Below are 16,022 nucleotides of genomic sequence, written 5' to 3'. Positions count from 1 at the left end.
GCCTCGTGGCGTGGCAGTCTCGGGGCGGCGGGCGATTTCGCCCGCCGCCCCCGAACGGCATCAGGAAGGGCGCGACCATGGGCGATCTGCTCCTCGTCCGGCACGGCGAGACCGAGTGGGCCCTGAACGGGCGGCACACCAGCTGGACGGACGTCCCCCTCACGGATCACGGCAGGGAGCAGGCGCGCTCGCTCGCGCCGCTCGTCGGCGGGTTCCGGATCGGCGCGGCGTTCACCAGCCCTCGGCGGCGGGCGCGGGAGACGGCGGAGCTCGCCGGGTTCGGGCACGCGCGGGTCGATTCGGATCTGAGCGAGTGGGACTACGGCGCGTACGAGGGCGTCACGACCGTCGAGATCCACCGCACCCACCCCGGCTGGTACCTCTTCACGGACGGCGTGGCCCCCGGCCCTCCGGAGCACCCCGGGGAGACGCCGGACCAGGTGGGCGAGCGGGCGGACCGGATGCTGTCCAAGGTGGACGCGGCGCTCGCGGACAACGAGGGCAGCGTGGTCCTCTTCGCCCACAGCCACTTCCTCCGCGTGCTGACGGCCCGCCGCCTGGGCCTGCCGACATCGGGCGGATCCCTGTTCCTCCTGGCCATGGGAACAGTGAGCCGCCTGAGCACGGAACATGGGCGTCCTGTTGTGGCGAGCTGGAACCTGCGGCCGCAGTCCCCTCCTTCCTGAGAACGGGCGGGACGCCAACCGACGTGACGGGAACCCCCGTTCGACAGCCACCCCCTTGATCATCAAGACTGGCCGCATGCGATACGGCGTCAATCTCCTCAACTTCGGTTCCGGCACCACCCCCGACTCCCTCGTGCGGCAGGCCACCGACGCGCGTGACCTCGGCTTCGAGTTCGCGATGATCTCCGATCACATCGCGGTGACCCCTGATGTCCACGAGGTCTATCCGGCGCCGTTTTACGACCAGTTCGTGCTCGCCGCCCACCTCGCGGGGCGGGTGCCGGGGCTGCGGCTCGGCACCACGATCACCGTCATCCCCTACCGGCATCCTCTGCAGACCGCGCGCATCGCAGCCAACATCGACCAGTTGAACCCCGACGGGTTCATCCTCGGCGCGGGCGTCGGCTGGTCCGCCGCCGAGTACGACGTGCTCGGCGTTCCCTTCCGCGAGCGCGGGGCGATCACCGACGAGTACCTCACCGCGATCCGCGCCGCATGGCGCGAGGACCCGGCCTCCTTCCAGGGCACGTACGTCTCGTACGAAGGTGTCCGCACCGCACCGGCCCCCGCGAGCGGCACCCTGCCGGTCTGGGTCGGCGGCAACTCCCCCGCCGCACAGCGCCGCGCGGCCCGCCTCGGCGAGGGCTGGCACCCGTTCATGCCGAGCAGGCCCCTGCTGCGCGAGGCGCTCCCCCGCATCGCCGCCGAGGCGGAGACCGCGGGCCGCCCCGTGCCCGACCTCGTGCCGCGGCTGCAGATCCGCGTCGGACAGCAGCAGGACACGGAGGAGCGCCCCCTCGGACACGGCAGCGTCGACCAGATCCGCGGCGACCTGGAGACGCTGGCCGAACTGGGCGCCACGGACGTGCTCCTGGACACCTACCCCGGCAGCCCCGAGGAACGGGAGGGCGCGGAGGACGACCGGCGCGTGCTCGAACTCCTGATGTCAGTGGCGCAGGGCACCATCGGAACCAGCAGCTGAGTCCGTCCGGACCCGGCTGAGGGGACCGACCGGGATAGGGGTGCGTGCGCGGTGAAGCCTCCCACTGCCGCCCAGCGACGGATCATCGAGGCCGCGGACCCGGAGACCGGGCGCCTGACCGGCACCGAGACCCAGCTCACGGGCCTGGTGCGGGCCCGCCTCGCCTTCCGGCACCCGCGCCCTCCGCACGCGTACTTCCTGACACCGGCCGGTCATCGCGTACGGGATGAAGGCGCCGTTCGGGATGAGGGCACCGTACGAGAGGACCGCGCCGCCCCTTCCCCTCAGCCGGAACCCACTCCGGACGCGGGGCGGTCCGACGGGGCACCCGGCGTCTTCGCCGCGCGCACCGGCACGGAGAAGTCCGCCGCGAGCGAGGGCCCCGCCCGCGCGCGGGAGGTCCGCAGCGCGTGGGAGGGCCTGGTCGAGCTGCGCCGCATGACGAACACGGACGGCGCCCGGGACCGCCCCTGCGCCTGGGAGCGCACGCACTTGGTGCAGGCTGCCGCCCTGGCCCTGGAGGCGGCGGGCCGCCCTCCCGCCCACCCCGACCACCCTGGCTACGAAGTGACCGGCACCCCGCAGCCGGAGGCCGTCGCCGTGCGCGAGCCCTCCCCGGACGGCCTGCGCGCCTGCGCGGCCGCGCTGGAGCGGGCGGGCTGGCAGGTCAGTGAACACGGCGAACCACGGGGCGGCGCCCGCTATTTGCTGGCGTCACCGAGACGAACCTGAACCGAACCCCGAACCCCGAACCCCGAACACCAAGCACCAAGCACCAAGCACCAAGCACCAAGCACCAAGCACCAACCGAGAGGAACACCATGACAGAGCCCTTCTCCGTGAACGTCCAGGTCCGTGGGTACGAGACGGATTCGCAAGGCCACCTCAACCAGGCCGTCTACCTGCAGTACGCCGAGCACGCCCGCTGGTCCCTGCTCCGCGCGGCCGGCATCGCGCAGACCGACCTCCTGGACAAGGGCGTCGGCCCGGTGGTCCTGGAGAACACCATCCGTTACCTCCGCGAACTGCGCGCGGGCGACGAGACGACGGTGAGCTGCGCGTTCGTGTGGGGCGAGCGCAAGACCTTCACCATCGAGCAGACGGTCACGAGAGCGGACGGCACGGTGGCCGCGACGATCACGTCCCTGGGAGGCCTGCTCGACCTCAAGGAGCGGCGCATGGTGGCGGATCCGCGCGACTACTTCCGCGCACTGGCGACCACCCCCGCCGTACTCGGCCTGTAGTCCGCCCGCCCGACCAGCACACACCCCCCACCCGGCCGTGTACATGACATCGTTACCCAACCGACCCACGACGTTCACACGGCCATCCGTACATCCGTGCCACTCTCCCGGTGGTTGATTGCTCAACCCGCGTAGACCGCACGCTCCTTGGCGGGCGCGCGGCGCGTGAAGCCTCCGGGAAAGGACACACCCCACATGCCCGTCCCGCGCGTACGCCGCTGGAAACCCCTGGCCCTGACCGCCGCCGCGGTCCTCGCCGGCATCACCGTGCCGGCCACCGCCACGGCCACCACCTCCCCCACACCCGCCCCGGCCCCCGCGGCCGTCGGCACCTATGACGACACGTACTACAAGGACGCGCTCGGCAAGACAGGCCCCGAGCTGAAGTCCGCGCTGCACACGATCATCAGCGACCAGACCAAGTTGTCGTACGACCAGGTCTGGGACGCCCTCAAGACAACCGACGAGGACCCGGCGAACAGCTCGAACGTGATCCTGCTGTACTCCGGCACCTCGCGCGCCAAGAGCAGCAGCGGCGGCGACCAGGGCGACTGGAACCGCGAGCACGTCTGGGCCAAGTCGCACGGCGACTTCGGCACCGCGACGGGCCCCGGCACCGACATCCACCACCTGCGCCCCGAGGACGTCACGGTCAACAGCATCCGTGGCAACAAGGACTTCGACAACGGCGGCGGCGCGGTCGAGGGAGCCCCCGGCAACCTCACCGACGGCGACTCCTTCGAGCCCCGCGACGAGGTCAAGGGCGACGTGGCCCGCATGATCCTCTACATGGCCGTGCGGTACGACGGCGAGGAGGGCTTCCCCGACCTGGAGCCCAACGACCAGGTCGACAACGGCAGCGCCCCCGCCATCGGCCGCCTCTCGGTCCTGAAGCAGTGGAGCGACGAGGACCCGCCGGACACCTTCGAGAAGAACCGCAACCAGGTCATATTCGACAAGTACCAGCACAACAGGAACCCGTTCATCGACCACCCGGAGTGGGTGGAAGAGGTCTACTGACTCAGTGCGGTGAGCTCGGCGAGGTCGCCCGCGTCGAGCCGCAGCGCCGCCGCCTCCACGTTCTCCTCCAGGTGAGCCCGGGACGACGTGCCCGGGATCGCCAGCATCGTCGGTGAGGCGTGCAGGAGCCACGCCAGTGTGATCTGCGCGGGCGTGGCTCCGTGGCGGTCGGCCACCCGCCTCAGTGCCGTGAGGTCGGGGGCTCCGGCGCCGCCGAACGGGAAGAAGGGGACGTACGCGATGTCCTGCGCGGCGCACAGGTCGAGCATCGCGGGGTCCTCCTGCCGCAGCGGGCTGAACCTGTTCTGCACGGCGGCGACCGGGGCGATCTCCTGGGCCCGCGCGAGCTGTTCGGCCGTGGTGTTGCTCAGGCCCAGGTGGCGGATCAGGCCCTCCTCGCGGAGTGCCGCCAGCGTGCCGAAGCGCTCGGGCAGCGGGCCGTCGTCCGGCATGAAGCGCAGGTACACCAGGTCGAGGTGGTCGCGGCCGAGCTCGCGGAGGTTGCGGTGCACGGCCTCGCGCAGCGCCGCCGGGTCCGCCGCGTCCATCCAGCTGCCGTCCGGGTGGCGGCCGGGGCCGACCTTGGTGGCGATCAGCAGGTCGTCGGCGTAGGGGTGCAGGGCCTTGCGGATGAGGTCGTTGGCGGCGATGTCCTCGAAGAAGTAGAACGCGGCGGTGTCGATGTGGTTCACGCCGAGCTCGACCGCGCGGCGCAGGACCTCGATGCTCCGCGCGGGGTCGTGGGCCGGCCCCTCCCAGCTCGCACCCGGCAGCCGCATCGCGCCGAAGCCCATGCGGTGGACCGGGAGTTCGCCGCCGACGCGGAAGTCGCCCGCGGCAGCGGCCGGGGCGTCGGCGATGCCGCCGCTCGTGATGTCATCCGTGGTTGCCATGGGCGAGATCCTCTGCCGACCGTCCGTCGGGCGCGAGGACGTGGCCACTTGCTGCCATTGACCCCGCCGGGGCCCCGGCGCAGACTGTCCGGATCATGACGAGCCCAGGCAGGAACAGCCCCGGAGAACCCAGCGAACAGATCGTTTCGCTGCGCGGTGAGCGGGAGCTCGTGCGCCGGGCGGGCGGTCTGTTCACCGGTGCCAGTGAGGAGTTCCTGTGCGCCGCGGCGGACCTCGCGACGTTCTCGCCGGGCGTGAACGCCGCGTTCGCCGGAGGCAGGCGGCCGCCGCTGGTCCCCGGCGGTCTGACCATGCGCAAGCTGTACACGCCGCGGGCGCTCGCGGACGAGGCGGCCGAGCGGCGGCTCGTCAGGATCGCCGAGTCGGGGGCGCAGGTGCGCATCTCGGCGGCGCCGCTCGCGCACGAGGCGATCGTCATCGACCGCCGCGTCGCGATCCTCGCCGGAGCGCCCGTCCGCGGCGTGCGGACCTTCACCGTGATCCGGTCCCCCATCGCGGTCGAGGGCGTCAGGACGCTGGTGCACGCGGCCTGGGAGACCGCCACCGACCTCGACGAGTACCGCAGGAAGCGCCCGCCCCCGCTCGACGAGGAGGCCCGCCGCGTCCTGCGGGCCCTCGGCGCCGGGCACACCGACGAGGTCACCGCGCGCGAGCTGGGGATGTCGCTGCGTACGTACCGCAGGCGCGTCGCCGATCTGATGGCGGCGCTCGGCGCGACCTCCCGATTCCAAGCCGGGCTGCGGGCCCGCGAGTTGGATATCGGGGCCTGGGGCGGGGCAGGCAACTGACCGTGAGACGGGGCAGTCAACTGACGTCCGCAAGGGACCGTCTAGATTGATGCCCGACCTGATTGATCATCGAACTACCTACGTTGCCCGCCGAACGACCCGCATTGCTCATCGAACGACCCGCGCCGCACACGCGTGCTCAGTACGTTCCAGGAGGCCCTCATGTCAGATCTCGACCCGCAGCCCGAAGCCCCGATCGAAGCCCATCTCGGCCCCATCGACGCCGAGGAGGCTGCCGAGGCCGCGGCGATACGGGCGCGCATCGACACCAGCACGCCGCACTCCGCGCGCTTCTGGAACTACTTCGTGGGCGGCAAGGACAACTACGAGAAGGACCGCGAGCTCGGGGACCACATCAAGGAGATCTTCCCCGGCCTGGTCGACGTGGCGCGCACCAGCCGCCACTTCCTGGGCCGCGCGGTGCGTCACCTGGTCACCGAGCAGGGCGTGCGGCAGTTCCTGGACATCGGCACGGGCCTGCCGACGGCGGACAACACCCACGAGGTCGCCCAGCGCGCGGCCGTGGACTCCCGCATCGTCTACGTCGACAACGACCCGCTGGTCCTCGCCCACGCCCGCGCCCTGCTGACCAGCACGGCCGAGGGCGAGACGGCGTACATCGACGCCGACCTCTACGAGCCTGAGTCGATCCTCGCCGAGGCCGCCAAGACGCTGGACCTCTCGCGGCCGGTGGCCCTGATGATCCTGAACACCCTGGGCCACGTGGCCGACTACCAGCAGGCGAAGGACCTGGTCGCCCGGCTCATGGCCGGTCTGCCGTCCGGCAGTTACCTGGTGATCAGCGACTCCACGTCGACCAGCGAAGGCATGATCGCGGCGTCGAACGAGTACAACAAGAGCGGCGCGATCCCCTACTACGTACGCAGCGTCGAGGAGATCAGCGGCTTCTTCGAGGGCCTGGAACTGGTGGAGCCGGGCGTCGAGCAGGTCACGCGGTGGCGCGCGGAGAGCGACGACCCGACGCCGGTGGACGCGTACGGGGCGGTCGGCCGCAAGGCATAGCCCGACGCGGCCGACGGGCCCGGCATCGCCGGGCCCGATTCCGTCGGGCGTCCCTCAGGAGGGCACAGGCCGTCCACTCGAAGTCGAGCTACCCCTCGCCGTCTGGGTCCGCTGTCAGGAGCGGTCGTCCTCGCGGACCGCAGTGTGCCACCTTTCGACCTTGGCAAGATGCGGGCCGCTCACGTCATCGGCCCCCGCGACGTAGGCGAGCCAGCGCAATTCGTCGCAGGCGAAGAATGATTCTCCCCAGGTGTCGACCCAGATACGAACCTTGCCGTCCGCGCTCGGTGTCGTAGCGGAAGGCGTGCCGGACGCCGTCCGGGTCGATGCGGGCGGAGATCTGTTGATGTAGTGCAGCGGATTGAGGTCGACCACGGCGCTCAGCCCTGCTTCTTGCCGCGTGCGGCGGCTTCGAGCAGGACGTCGAGGACGTCGAACGCCTCGGAGAGGTCGGTCATCAGCTTCGCCTCGCCGTGCCACTCGTCCACGAGGTCGGCCGCGACCTCGGCGAGCGTCTCCATACCTTCGCGCACGTCGTCGGTCGCACTCATCAGCGCGCCGAGCGCACCGAGCGCCGACAGGTCGTGCGAGGCCGCCTTGAAGTCGTGCAACGGCTTGGCGATGTGGTGCGGCGCCCTGCGCAGCAGCGGCGCCGCCTTCGCTATCGACTCAGAGTCCTTGCCCAGGTCTCCCACGGTCGCCCGTCCCCCGATACGTCGCGTTGCAATGTGCACAAGCCAACGGAAGACAGTAGTCGTCCCGGGTAAGCGGAAGCTCCCCGTTTGATCATGGAAAGGTGAAGAGCTAGGCCTCCACCAGTCCGCTCCTCGCGTCGTACGCCGCCCGCGACTCCGCGATCGTCACGCGGTGGCGTTCCGCCCAGCCCGTGAGTTGCAGGAGTGTGCCGTGCAATTCCTTCGCCACCGGCGTCAGTTCGTACTCCACCTTCGGCGGGACCGTGGGGTGCACGGTGCGCTTCAGCAAGCCGTCACGCTCCAAGTTGCGCAACGTCAGCGTCAGCATGCGGCGGCTGATGCCCTCGATTGCGCGCTCCAGTTCGGTGAAGCGGATCGGTCCGTGCGTCGCCGCGATGATGATCGGGACGCTCCATTTGCCCACGACCCTGTCAATAACTTCGCGGACCGGGCACGCTTCCGCGTTCACGACCTGCGAGGTAACACCGGTGTTCCCCTGGGACATTGAAGTACCTCCTTCTCGGCGCCCTCATGGTCACCCAGGATGAGCCCCGTTACAAGTCGTGCACCTTTGCAGCTCAGAGGTGCGGAACCGGTCAACGGAGGCCGTCACCATGTCCCAGGTACTCGCCGAGGTCACCACCTCGGCCCCGCCCGCCCGTCGCCCCGCATCGCCCTGGGCCTCCCTCGCCGTGCTCTCCTCCGGCGCCCTGATGACCATCATCGACGGCAACATCGTCACCGTCGCGATGCCGTCCATCCAGAGCGATCTGGGGTTCACGGCCGCCGGGCTCGCCTGGGTCGTCAACGCCTATCTCATCGCCTTCGGCGGGCTCCTGCTCCTCGTCGGGCGGCTCGGTGATCTCGTCGGGCGCAAGCGGATGTTCGTGGCGGGGCTCGCCCTCTTCACCCTCGCCTCCGTCCTGTGCGGGATCGCCACCGATCAGGGCGTGCTCGTCGCCGCCCGCGCCCTCCAGGGGGTCGGCGGCGCCATGACCTCCGCCGTCGTCCTCGGCATGCTCGTCTCCCTCTTCCCCGAGCCCCGCGAACAGGCCAAGGCCATCGCGGTGTTCAGCGCCGTCGGAGCCGCCGGTGGCGCGCTCGGCACCTTCCTCGGCGGCGCCCTCACCGAAGCCCTCAACTGGCACTGGATCTTCCTCATCAACCTGCCGATCGGGGTCATCGCCCTCGTCGCCGCCGTGCGCGTCCTCGACGACGACCGCGGGACCGGGCTCGGCGGCGGCGCCGACTATCTCGGCGCCGCCCTGATCACCGGCGCCCTCATGCTCACCGTCTACACCATCGTCACCGCCGCCGAGCACGGTGCTTCCACCACCATCGCCCTCGCCGTCGGCTCTCTTCTCCTGTACGTCGCCTTCGCCCTCCGCCAGGCCCGCGCCGCCCGGCCCCTGCTGCGCCTGCGGCTCTTCCGCTCCCGCGTCCTGACCGGCGCCAACGCCGTGCAGATCCTGATGATCGCCGGGATGTACGGCTTCCAGTACATCGGCGCCCTCTACCTCCAGCGAGTGCTGGGCTTCGGCGAGTTGATGACCGGTCTCGCCTTCCTTCCCGCGCCCGTCGTCATCGGTCTGCTGATGCTCGGGCTCTCCGCCAAGGCCATCGGCCGCTTCGGCGCCTACCGCACGCTCCTCGCCGGCCTCGCCCTCATCACCCTCGGCCTCGCCCTCCTCGGGCGGCTCCCCGCCGACGGCTCGTACGCCCTCGACGTCCTGTCCGCCATGCTCCTCCTCGGCGCCGGTTTCGCCGCCGCGATGCCCGCCGTGACGGGACTCGCGATGAGCGGCGCCTCGGAGGAGGACGCGGGCCTGGCCTCCGGTCTCTTCAACACCACGCAGGTGGTGGGCGGTTCACTCGGGCTCGCCGTCCTGACCACGCTGGCCGCGAGCCGCACGGAGTCCCTCGCGGGTGACGGTGCGTCCACGGTGGCCGCCACCGCCGACGGCTACCGGCTCGCCTTCTGGGTCGCCACGGGTGTCGCGGCGGCGGGGCTGGTGCTCGCGGCGGCCGTCCTGCGGCCCGCCTCCTCCACCAAGGCAAGGTGAGCCCATACCGTCTTGCCGACGGTTCGCCCGTCCACTCCCCACTCCGCGGCCAGCGCCGCCACGATCACGAGCCCCCGTCCCGACTCCCCGTCGGGAGCCGGGGGTTCGGGCGTCTCTGGTGGCGTGCGTTCGCCTCGGGTATCCGTCACCTCGATACGGAGCGTGTCCGCGTGCAGCGTGAGGCTCAGCTCGAAGTCCCTGCCCGGGACGCGGCCGTGGGTGACGGCGTTGATGGCGAGTTCGGCGACGATCGCCTCCGCCGCGCCGGAGAGTTCGGAGTCGTACGCGATGCCCCAGCCGTCCAGGTGATACCTGGCCAGCCTCCTCGCGAGGCGGGCGCCTCGGGGTGTCGCGCTGAGTCGTTCGGTGATTTCCCGCAGGGGGGTGGCGGGTTGGGCTTGGGTCGGCATGCGGCAACGGTGGCCGTACGCGGCGGGGCTCACCAGCCTCGGAACTCGTACGCTGCGTAATTGTACGAGTGCGATTGGTGGACAGTACGGGTAACCCAACGTGACCATGGGCGAGTTGGCGGGGAACGATAAGCGAGCGTCAGGGGATACCCGTGATGTCGTCAAGTACGCAGGGCAGTAATGAGCCCGAACCGACCGATGGGCTCAAGGCCTTCGGGGCCGTCCTGAAGAGCTTCCGCAAACGCGCCGGGTACACACAGGAGTCCCTGGCCCCGGAGATCGGTTACTCGGCCCACTTCCTCGCCTCCATCGAGCAGGGCAGACGTTTTCCGCCGACGCGGTTCGTCGACCAGTGCGAGGCGGCGCTTGACGCGTTCGGGACGTTGCGGCTGGCGGTGAATCAGCTTTCGCGGCAGAGGGGGTTGGCGAAGTGGTTTCAACGCTGGGCCGTGCTCGAACAGGAGGCGGTGGCCCTCTACACCTACGAATGCCGGTTGGTTCCGGGGCTGCTACAGACCGAAGCGTACGCACGGAACCTGTTCGCCAATCGGCTACCGCCGCTGGGAGACGAGCAGATCGAGGCGCAGTTGGAGGCGCGGGGCGAGCGTCAACTTCTGCTCGTGGAGAGGCCCAACACCGCCTACAGCTTCATCCTTGAGGAACATCTGTTCCTGCGCGGCATGGGCGGGCATGAAGTCACCATGGAACTCATCGACCAAGTTCTCGGGCTCGCCGAGCGCCGGAACATTGAGGTTCAAATCATGCCGGTGGTGCGGGCCAGTCATGCCGGGATGGACGGGCCCATGCGCTTGCTGGAAACGTCTGAACACAAGTGGTTCGCCTACTCCGAGGGGCAGGAGAGCGGCCAGCTCATCGCCGACCCTAAAGTCGTCAGCACGCTCCAGATGCGGTATGCCAGGATGCGCACGCAGGCTCTCTCCATGGAAGACTCCGTGAGCCTGTTGGAGCGGATGCGAGGAGCGCGATGAGCACCCCCGAACTGGCCTGGTTCAAGAGCAGTTACAGCGGCAGCTCCGGCGACGATTGCCTCGAAATCGCCCTCGCCTGGCGCAAGTCCAGCTACAGCAGCGGCGGCGACGGCGACTGCCTGGAAATCGCCCCCTGCCCCACCAGCATCCACATCCGCGACTCCAAGAACCCCCAAGGCCCCCAACTCGCCCTGGCACCCCACGCCTGGACGGTGTTCGTGACGTACGCCGCCCGTGCATAGAGTCCGCATACTCGTCGCCGTCATCGACGACCCCGAGGAGATACGCCTCGCCGAGCAGCTCTTAGGCGAACTCGACTGGCCCGCAAGGGAGTGGGACGCCCCGGAGGCGCGGCGCCGCGCGCTGGACGCGGGGCGCAAGGGCATGGTGGTCGAGGCGCATCTCCGGGGGAATCGGCACGGCGTCGTGCGGGCCGTCGTCCGTACCGTCGAGGACCGGGCGAAGGACCGCCGGATCGGCATGTGGGTGCTCGACGCCGTGTACGTCGGGCACGACCACTCCGCGGAGACGACCACGACGTACGAGGTGAAGCGGCGGAACCCGACGTGGTACCGGCCGCACACCTATGTCGAGCACCGCGTGCTGACCAGGCCCGGGGCACCACGAGCATCCGAGGTCGGGCGACAACTCACGGACAGCGAAGGAATGTTGCTCGACGCCCCGCACGACGCGGGCGACCTCGCGGTGCACGTGGTCGGTCGGCCGAGCCAGGGGTTCAACCGGCATCAGTTCCTGTGGGACCTCGGACGTTATTACGCTCCCCTCGCGCTCGTCGGGGGCGCGAGCAGCCTGCTGCCGGGGTACTGGCCCTGGGCCACCCTGGTCGTCGCGGTCCTGTCGCTGTCCTGGACGCTCGGCGAGGACGTGCAGCCCGTCGGTCGGCCGACGCACGAGCGCCTGGCGGTGGGCGCGTTCGTCGTTCTCGTGCTCTGGGTGTCGCCCTTCTCCGTGTTCCGGTACTCGGAGCAGGAACCGGTGGCGGAGGCGGTGTGGCTGATCCCCCTCGTGCTGACCGGGTTCGCCGTCGCCGGTGTGTGGTGGGCCGTGCGCGGCACCTGGCTCAGCCGCACCGCGCACTGGACGGTGCCCGCGCTGGTGCCGGTGCTCGCCCTGGTGCTGCCCTGGCTGGGGCAGTTGCAGCACGCGGTGTATCTGCGGGACGGCTTCGGGATTCCGGCGGACAGCGTGGCGATTCCCGTGTCCTCGCTCTACGCCGCGACGCTGTTGCCGCTCGCCACAGCGGGGGCGCTGTTCCTGCTGCTCGCGGGCAGTGTGGGGGTCTTCCGCTACATGCACTGGCTGGGCGGTCGCGACCAGCCGGCCGTCGTCGCCCAAGGGCTGCTGTTCGTCGGGGTGTTGGCGTTGCTCATCACACCCGTGTGGCTGGGGGTGCGCAATGCCGGGGCGGCCGCCGCGGATGCCAAGGGCGCCGCGCGGGACGGCCGCGCCCCCGCCGCCTACTTCGGCGCCGAGGGCCGCCTGATGTGCGTACGTCCGTTAAAAGCGAAGATCCCCGTCTTCAACGGGCCCCTCCCCTCCGGCGACCGGCCGCTCCTCACCTTCGGGGCGTCCGGTGACCGCCTGTGGTTCTGGGACCCCCGCAGCAAGGAGGCGCTGTCCGTGCGGGCCGAGGACGTATCGGCCGAGCGCTGCTGACCACGCACCGTCACTGCTGGTACTGCGACTCCACCAGTTCCGTCGCCTCCTCGTCCGTCGCGACGGACGGCGGCGAACCCTCCAGCGGCTGCCGCGCCGTCTCCTTCATCGCGGCCACGGCGATGATGCCGACGAGGCCCGCGAGCATCGTGTAGAAGGCCGGCATCAGGTCGTTGCCGGTGGCGCCGATCAGCGCCGCGACGACCAGCGGCGTCGTACCGCCGAAGAGCGAGACGGAGATGTTGAAGCCGATGGAGAGCGAGCCGTAGCGGACGTCCGTGGGGAACAGGGCAGGCAGCGAAGACGACATCACGCCCAAGTAGCAGACCAGGGCGAGGCCCAGGATCAGCAGGCCCGTGAAGACCGCCACCGTGCCGCCCTGCTTGATCAGGAGGAACGCGGGCAGGGCCAGGACGAAGAAGGCGACCGAGCCCGCCATCAGGACCGGCTTGCGGCCGATGCGGTCGGAGAGGCGGCCGACCGAGTTGATGAGCGCCATCAGGATCAGCATGACGATCACGATCGACATCAGGCCTCCGGTCTCGCCGAAGCCCAGCTGGGTGAGGTACGTCGGCATGTACGAAAGCAGCATGTAGTCGGTGATGTTGAAGGCCGCCACCAGGGCGATGCAGAGCAGCATCGCGCGCCACTGGCCGAAGAAGGACTCCCTGAAGGACTTCTTGTCGCGCTCGGCGGCCGGGCCGCCGCCCGCCTCCTCCATCTTCTGGAAGGCCGGGGACTCGTCCAGCTTCATGCGGAGGTAGAGGCCGATGAGGCCGAGCGGCGCCGCCACCAGGAAGGGGATGCGCCAGCCCCAGGACTGCATCGCGTCGTCGCTGAGCCAGACCGTCAGGGTGGTGACCAGGACCGCGGCGACCGTGTAGCCGATCAGGGTGCCGAACTCCAGGAAGGAGCCCCAGAAGCCGCGGCGCTTGTCGGGGGCGTACTCGGCGATGAAGGTCGCCGCGCCGCCGTACTCGCCGCCCGTCGAGAAGCCCTGCACCATGCGGCAGAGGACGAGGAGGACCGGCGCCCAGAAACCGATGCTGGCGTAGCTCGGGATGAGGCCGATGGCGAGGGTCGCCGTCGACATCATGATCATGGTGAGCGCGAGGATCTTCTTGCGGCCGACCTTGTCGCCGAGCGGGCCGAAGAACATGCCGCCGATGGGGCGGACCAGGAAGGCGGCGGCGAAGGTGGCGAGCGAGGAGAGGGTCTGCGCGGTGTCGTTGCTGGAGGGGAAGAACTCCTTGCCGATGATCACGGCGAGGTAGGCGTAGACACCGAAGTCGTACCACTCCATGGCGTTGCCCAGGGCGGTCGCCTTCACCGCCCGCTTGACCTGGGCCTCCTCCGTGACCGTGATGTCCGAGCGGCGCAGGCGCGGGTTCTTGCGGCGGTGGATCGCGCGGAACAGCGCACGGTGCCGTGCCACGGCCTCCGGCGCGGGCGGTGCCGGTGTTTCGGGGGCTTCGGGCGCGCTCACGGGGCAGTCACTCTCTCTGTCGGACTCACTGTCGTACTCCTGGCCGGACGTCGATCAACACTGCCAACCGGGAGGACGGGAAAGTGCCCGCCAATGGTCCTCGCGCCGGTGGCCCCAAGTCCCCTGTCGCGGGGGACTTGGGGCCCGATCTACTACAAAGACTCCACCAGGGAGCCTCTGGTCAGCGTGCGTACAGCTGGCTCCTCGGCACGATCTGCTGCTCCTGCCCCGGGCTCGACCACAGCAGCTTCAGATGGGCCTCGCCCGTCTGCTCCGCGTACTCCACCTTGATCGAGTGCCGCTTGCCCGCGGTGAGCGCGACCTGTGCCTTGTCGATCCTCGGCTCGTGCGGGGTCCAGGAGTCGATCACCAGCTTGCCGTCGATCCAGACACGGGCCATGTCGTCGGAGACGGTCGTCAGCGTGTACGTCTCCGAGCGGCGCGGCTCGATGGAGCCGGTCCAGCGGACGCCGAAGTGGTCCGCGGGGATCGAGGCGGCCGGGGATCCCGCGAACTTCCAGGCGTGGTTGAGGGTGGGGTCGGTGCGGGTGACCTTCGGGGCGCCTTCGAGCCTCGCGTTGTCGAAGATCTCCTGCTTGAGGCCCCTGCCGTTGCCGGGGCGTGCCGTGGGGCCGGGGTCGACCCTCAGCTCGACGACGGTCGCCGTGTCGTTCGTGGCGGCGCCGGACGGCTTGATGTCGTAGCCGTCGCCCGCCTTGGTGACGGTCACCTTCTGGTCGCTGCCGAGGACGCGGGCCGACGTGACCTCGAAGTCCGTGCGGGCCTTGAGGTGCAGGGAGCCGCCCGCCGCGGGCCACTGCGTGACCGCCGCGTACAGCTTGTCGCCCTTGCGGCTGACGTGGCCCCAGGCCGGCTCCTCGACGAGGCCGCCGTAGCGTGCGCCGAAGACCGCCTCGCCCTGACCCGCCGTACGCAGCCAGTCGCCCATCTGCTTGAGGCGGTCGACGGAGGGCTGCGGGACGCGGCCGCGGGCGTCGGGGCCGACGTTCAGGAGGTAGTTGCCGCTGCGCGACGTGGTGGAGAGGAGGTTGCGGGTAAGTGTCTGGGCCGACTTCCAGTTCTCGTCGTAACGGGCGTACCCCCAGTGGCCGTTGAGGGTCATGCACGACTCCCAGAGCTGGCCGTCGACGGGGGCGCCGGGGATCTCCTGCTCGGGCGTTCCGTAGTCGCCGTCGACGACGCGGCGCTTGCCGACGCGGTTGTTGATGACGAGGTCGGGGTTCAGGCCGCGGAGGTAGGACTCAAGGCGCTCGCCGTCCTTCGACGTCCAGGGGTTGTGGGGGTTGTCGGTGTCCCACTCGCCGTCGAACCAGAGGAGCGCGGGGTCGTAGTTGTCGACCAGCTCCTTGAGCTGGGCGTACATGCGCTTCTCGTACTTGGGGAAGGTGGCAGGGTCCGGGAAGTCCTTGTCGTGCCAGTCCCAGATCGAGTAGTAGAAGCCGAGCTTGATGCCCGCGTCGTCGGAGGCCTTCTTCAACTCGGCGAGGATGTCGCGGTTCTTGTCGAAGGACGAGTGGTCGCGCAGGTTCCAGTCGTTGACCTTCGTCGGCCACATCGCGTAGCCCTCGTGGTGCTTGGACGTGATGACGATGTAGCGCATCCCGGCGTCCTTGGCCGCCTTGACGACCGCCTTCGCGTCGAAGTCCGCGGGGTTGAAGGACTGGGCCTGCTTCTCGTACGCGTCCATGGGGATGTCGCACTGCCGCTTGATCCACTCGGCGTCGCGGCAGACGGTGCCGTCGGGCCGCTTGTACTCGCCCTCCAGGTTCGAGTACGCGCCGAAGTGGATGAACATCCCGAAGCGGTCCTGGCGGAACCAGTTGGTCCGGTCGGCGGTGAAGGGGTCGTCGGCGGCGTGATCGGTGCCGGGGCCCGCCTCCGGCCGCTGCGGGGGCTTCGGGGCTTCGTCGGGGGCGGCGATGGCGGACGGCATGGCGGTGCCCGCGAGGGTCGCGGCGAGGAGCAGGGCGATTCCAGTGGCTCTGTGGCGCATGGGGCGGCTCCCGGGGTTCCCTGGATTGGGG

At 70.0% G+C, this 16,022-nt stretch carries 18 protein-coding genes; 11 read left to right on the top strand and 7 right to left on the bottom strand.

Translation table 11 applies throughout. The features are described 5' to 3' along the window. The first annotated feature begins 77 nt into the window (after window positions 1-77). From AB0B50_RS39905 to AB0B50_RS39885, 5 genes are all read left to right on the top strand, one after another. Window positions 78-686 (top strand): histidine phosphatase family protein, encoded by a 609-nt coding sequence (locus tag AB0B50_RS39905; RefSeq protein ID WP_362341382.1) that lies wholly within the window; start codon window positions 78-80, stop codon window positions 684-686. 76 nt (window positions 687-762) lie between these two features. Next, window positions 763-1,668: a TIGR03619 family F420-dependent LLM class oxidoreductase gene (locus AB0B50_RS39900; protein WP_362341379.1), complete on the top strand. Its 906-nt coding sequence runs from the start codon at window positions 763-765 to the stop codon at window positions 1,666-1,668. 51 nt (window positions 1,669-1,719) lie between these two features. Continuing rightward, a complete protein-coding gene (locus AB0B50_RS39895) occupies window positions 1,720-2,400 on the top strand; it encodes a hypothetical protein (RefSeq protein WP_362341377.1) in 681 nt (226 codons plus the stop codon). Window positions 2,401-2,489: 89 nt separating this feature from the next. Next, complete coding sequence (locus AB0B50_RS39890; RefSeq protein ID WP_362341375.1) at window positions 2,490-2,912, top strand: acyl-CoA thioesterase; 423 nt, start codon at window positions 2,490-2,492, stop codon at window positions 2,910-2,912. Between the two features lie 195 nt (window positions 2,913-3,107). Further along, entirely contained in the window at window positions 3,108-3,932 is an 825-nt protein-coding gene (locus AB0B50_RS39885; RefSeq protein WP_362341372.1) for an endonuclease, read from the top strand. Here AB0B50_RS39885 and AB0B50_RS39880 read toward each other — a convergent pair. After that, complete coding sequence (locus tag AB0B50_RS39880) at window positions 3,926-4,825, bottom strand: aldo/keto reductase (protein WP_362341370.1); 900 nt, start codon at window positions 4,823-4,825, stop codon at window positions 3,926-3,928. The genes AB0B50_RS39885 and AB0B50_RS39880 overlap by 7 nt on opposite strands. A 95-nt stretch (window positions 4,826-4,920) precedes the next feature. Here AB0B50_RS39880 and AB0B50_RS39875 point away from each other — a divergent pair, with 95 nt between their 5' ends. Beyond that, window positions 4,921-5,634 carry a DNA-binding response regulator gene (locus AB0B50_RS39875; protein ID WP_362341367.1) on the top strand — a complete coding sequence of 238 codons (714 nt, stop codon included), beginning with the start codon at window positions 4,921-4,923 and terminating at the stop codon, window positions 5,632-5,634. Between the two features lie 162 nt (window positions 5,635-5,796). Beyond that, window positions 5,797-6,657 carry an SAM-dependent methyltransferase gene (locus tag AB0B50_RS39870; protein ID WP_362341364.1) on the top strand — a complete coding sequence of 287 codons (861 nt, stop codon included), beginning with the start codon at window positions 5,797-5,799 and terminating at the stop codon, window positions 6,655-6,657. A 114-nt stretch (window positions 6,658-6,771) separates the two neighbouring features. On the opposite strand, the gene AB0B50_RS39865 is transcribed toward AB0B50_RS39870, so the two are convergent. The 3 genes from AB0B50_RS39865 to AB0B50_RS39855 all read right to left on the bottom strand — a co-directional run bounded on the left by AB0B50_RS39865 (window position 6,772) and on the right by AB0B50_RS39855 (window position 7,857). Continuing rightward, window positions 6,772-7,032 (bottom strand): hypothetical protein, encoded by a 261-nt coding sequence (locus AB0B50_RS39865; RefSeq protein ID WP_362341361.1) that lies wholly within the window; start codon window positions 7,030-7,032, stop codon window positions 6,772-6,774. Window positions 7,033-7,037: 5 nt separating this feature from the next. Then, window positions 7,038-7,352 carry a hypothetical protein gene (locus tag AB0B50_RS39860; RefSeq protein WP_362341359.1) on the bottom strand — a complete coding sequence of 105 codons (315 nt, stop codon included), beginning with the start codon at window positions 7,350-7,352 and terminating at the stop codon, window positions 7,038-7,040. Between the two features lie 109 nt (window positions 7,353-7,461). Continuing rightward, window positions 7,462-7,857 (bottom strand): helix-turn-helix domain-containing protein, encoded by a 396-nt coding sequence (locus AB0B50_RS39855; protein ID WP_362341356.1) that lies wholly within the window; start codon window positions 7,855-7,857, stop codon window positions 7,462-7,464. Between the two features lie 109 nt (window positions 7,858-7,966). Between AB0B50_RS39855 and AB0B50_RS39850 the strand changes: the two genes are divergently transcribed. Continuing rightward, window positions 7,967-9,415, top strand: a complete 1,449-nt coding sequence (locus AB0B50_RS39850) for an MFS transporter (RefSeq protein ID WP_362341353.1) — start codon at window positions 7,967-7,969, stop codon at window positions 9,413-9,415. Here the strand turns inward: AB0B50_RS39850 and AB0B50_RS39845 are convergent. After that, window positions 9,316-9,825 carry an ATP-binding protein gene (locus AB0B50_RS39845; RefSeq protein ID WP_362341351.1) on the bottom strand — a complete coding sequence of 170 codons (510 nt, stop codon included), beginning with the start codon at window positions 9,823-9,825 and terminating at the stop codon, window positions 9,316-9,318. The genes AB0B50_RS39850 and AB0B50_RS39845 overlap by 100 nt on opposite strands. A gap of 155 nt (window positions 9,826-9,980) precedes the next feature. Between AB0B50_RS39845 and AB0B50_RS39840 the strand changes: the two genes are divergently transcribed. Genes AB0B50_RS39840 through AB0B50_RS39830 form a run of 3 tightly spaced genes read left to right on the top strand, consistent with a single transcriptional unit; the run spans window position 9,981 to window position 12,491 of the window. Beyond that, entirely contained in the window at window positions 9,981-10,814 is an 834-nt protein-coding gene (locus AB0B50_RS39840) for a helix-turn-helix transcriptional regulator (RefSeq protein WP_362341349.1), read from the top strand. Beyond that, window positions 10,811-11,056 (top strand): DUF397 domain-containing protein, encoded by a 246-nt coding sequence (locus tag AB0B50_RS39835; protein ID WP_362341346.1) that lies wholly within the window; start codon window positions 10,811-10,813, stop codon window positions 11,054-11,056. The genes AB0B50_RS39840 and AB0B50_RS39835 overlap by 4 nt, the downstream gene beginning before the upstream one ends. After that, complete coding sequence (locus AB0B50_RS39830; RefSeq protein ID WP_362341344.1) at window positions 11,049-12,491, top strand: hypothetical protein; 1,443 nt, start codon at window positions 11,049-11,051, stop codon at window positions 12,489-12,491. Before AB0B50_RS39835 ends, AB0B50_RS39830 begins: the two co-directional genes overlap by 8 nt. Window positions 12,492-12,501: 10 nt before the next feature. Here the strand turns inward: AB0B50_RS39830 and proP are convergent, their stop codons facing one another. Further along, the gene (proP, locus tag AB0B50_RS39825) at window positions 12,502-13,977 is read right to left on the bottom strand and encodes a glycine betaine/L-proline transporter ProP (protein WP_362341341.1); all 1,476 of its coding nucleotides are present in this window, start codon (window positions 13,975-13,977) and stop codon (window positions 12,502-12,504) included. A 181-nt stretch (window positions 13,978-14,158) separates the two neighbouring features. Continuing rightward, window positions 14,159-15,991 carry an alpha-L-fucosidase gene (locus AB0B50_RS39820; protein WP_362341338.1) on the bottom strand — a complete coding sequence of 611 codons (1,833 nt, stop codon included), beginning with the start codon at window positions 15,989-15,991 and terminating at the stop codon, window positions 14,159-14,161. Between the last annotated feature and the right edge of the window lie 31 nt (window positions 15,992-16,022).

The organism is Streptomyces sp. NPDC041068 (assembly GCF_040647455.1).
Classification (GTDB): Bacteria; Actinomycetota; Actinomycetes; order Streptomycetales; family Streptomycetaceae; genus Streptomyces.
The sequence above is the reverse complement of the archived record's forward strand: the minus strand, read 5'-3'. Positions and strand labels throughout refer to the sequence as shown.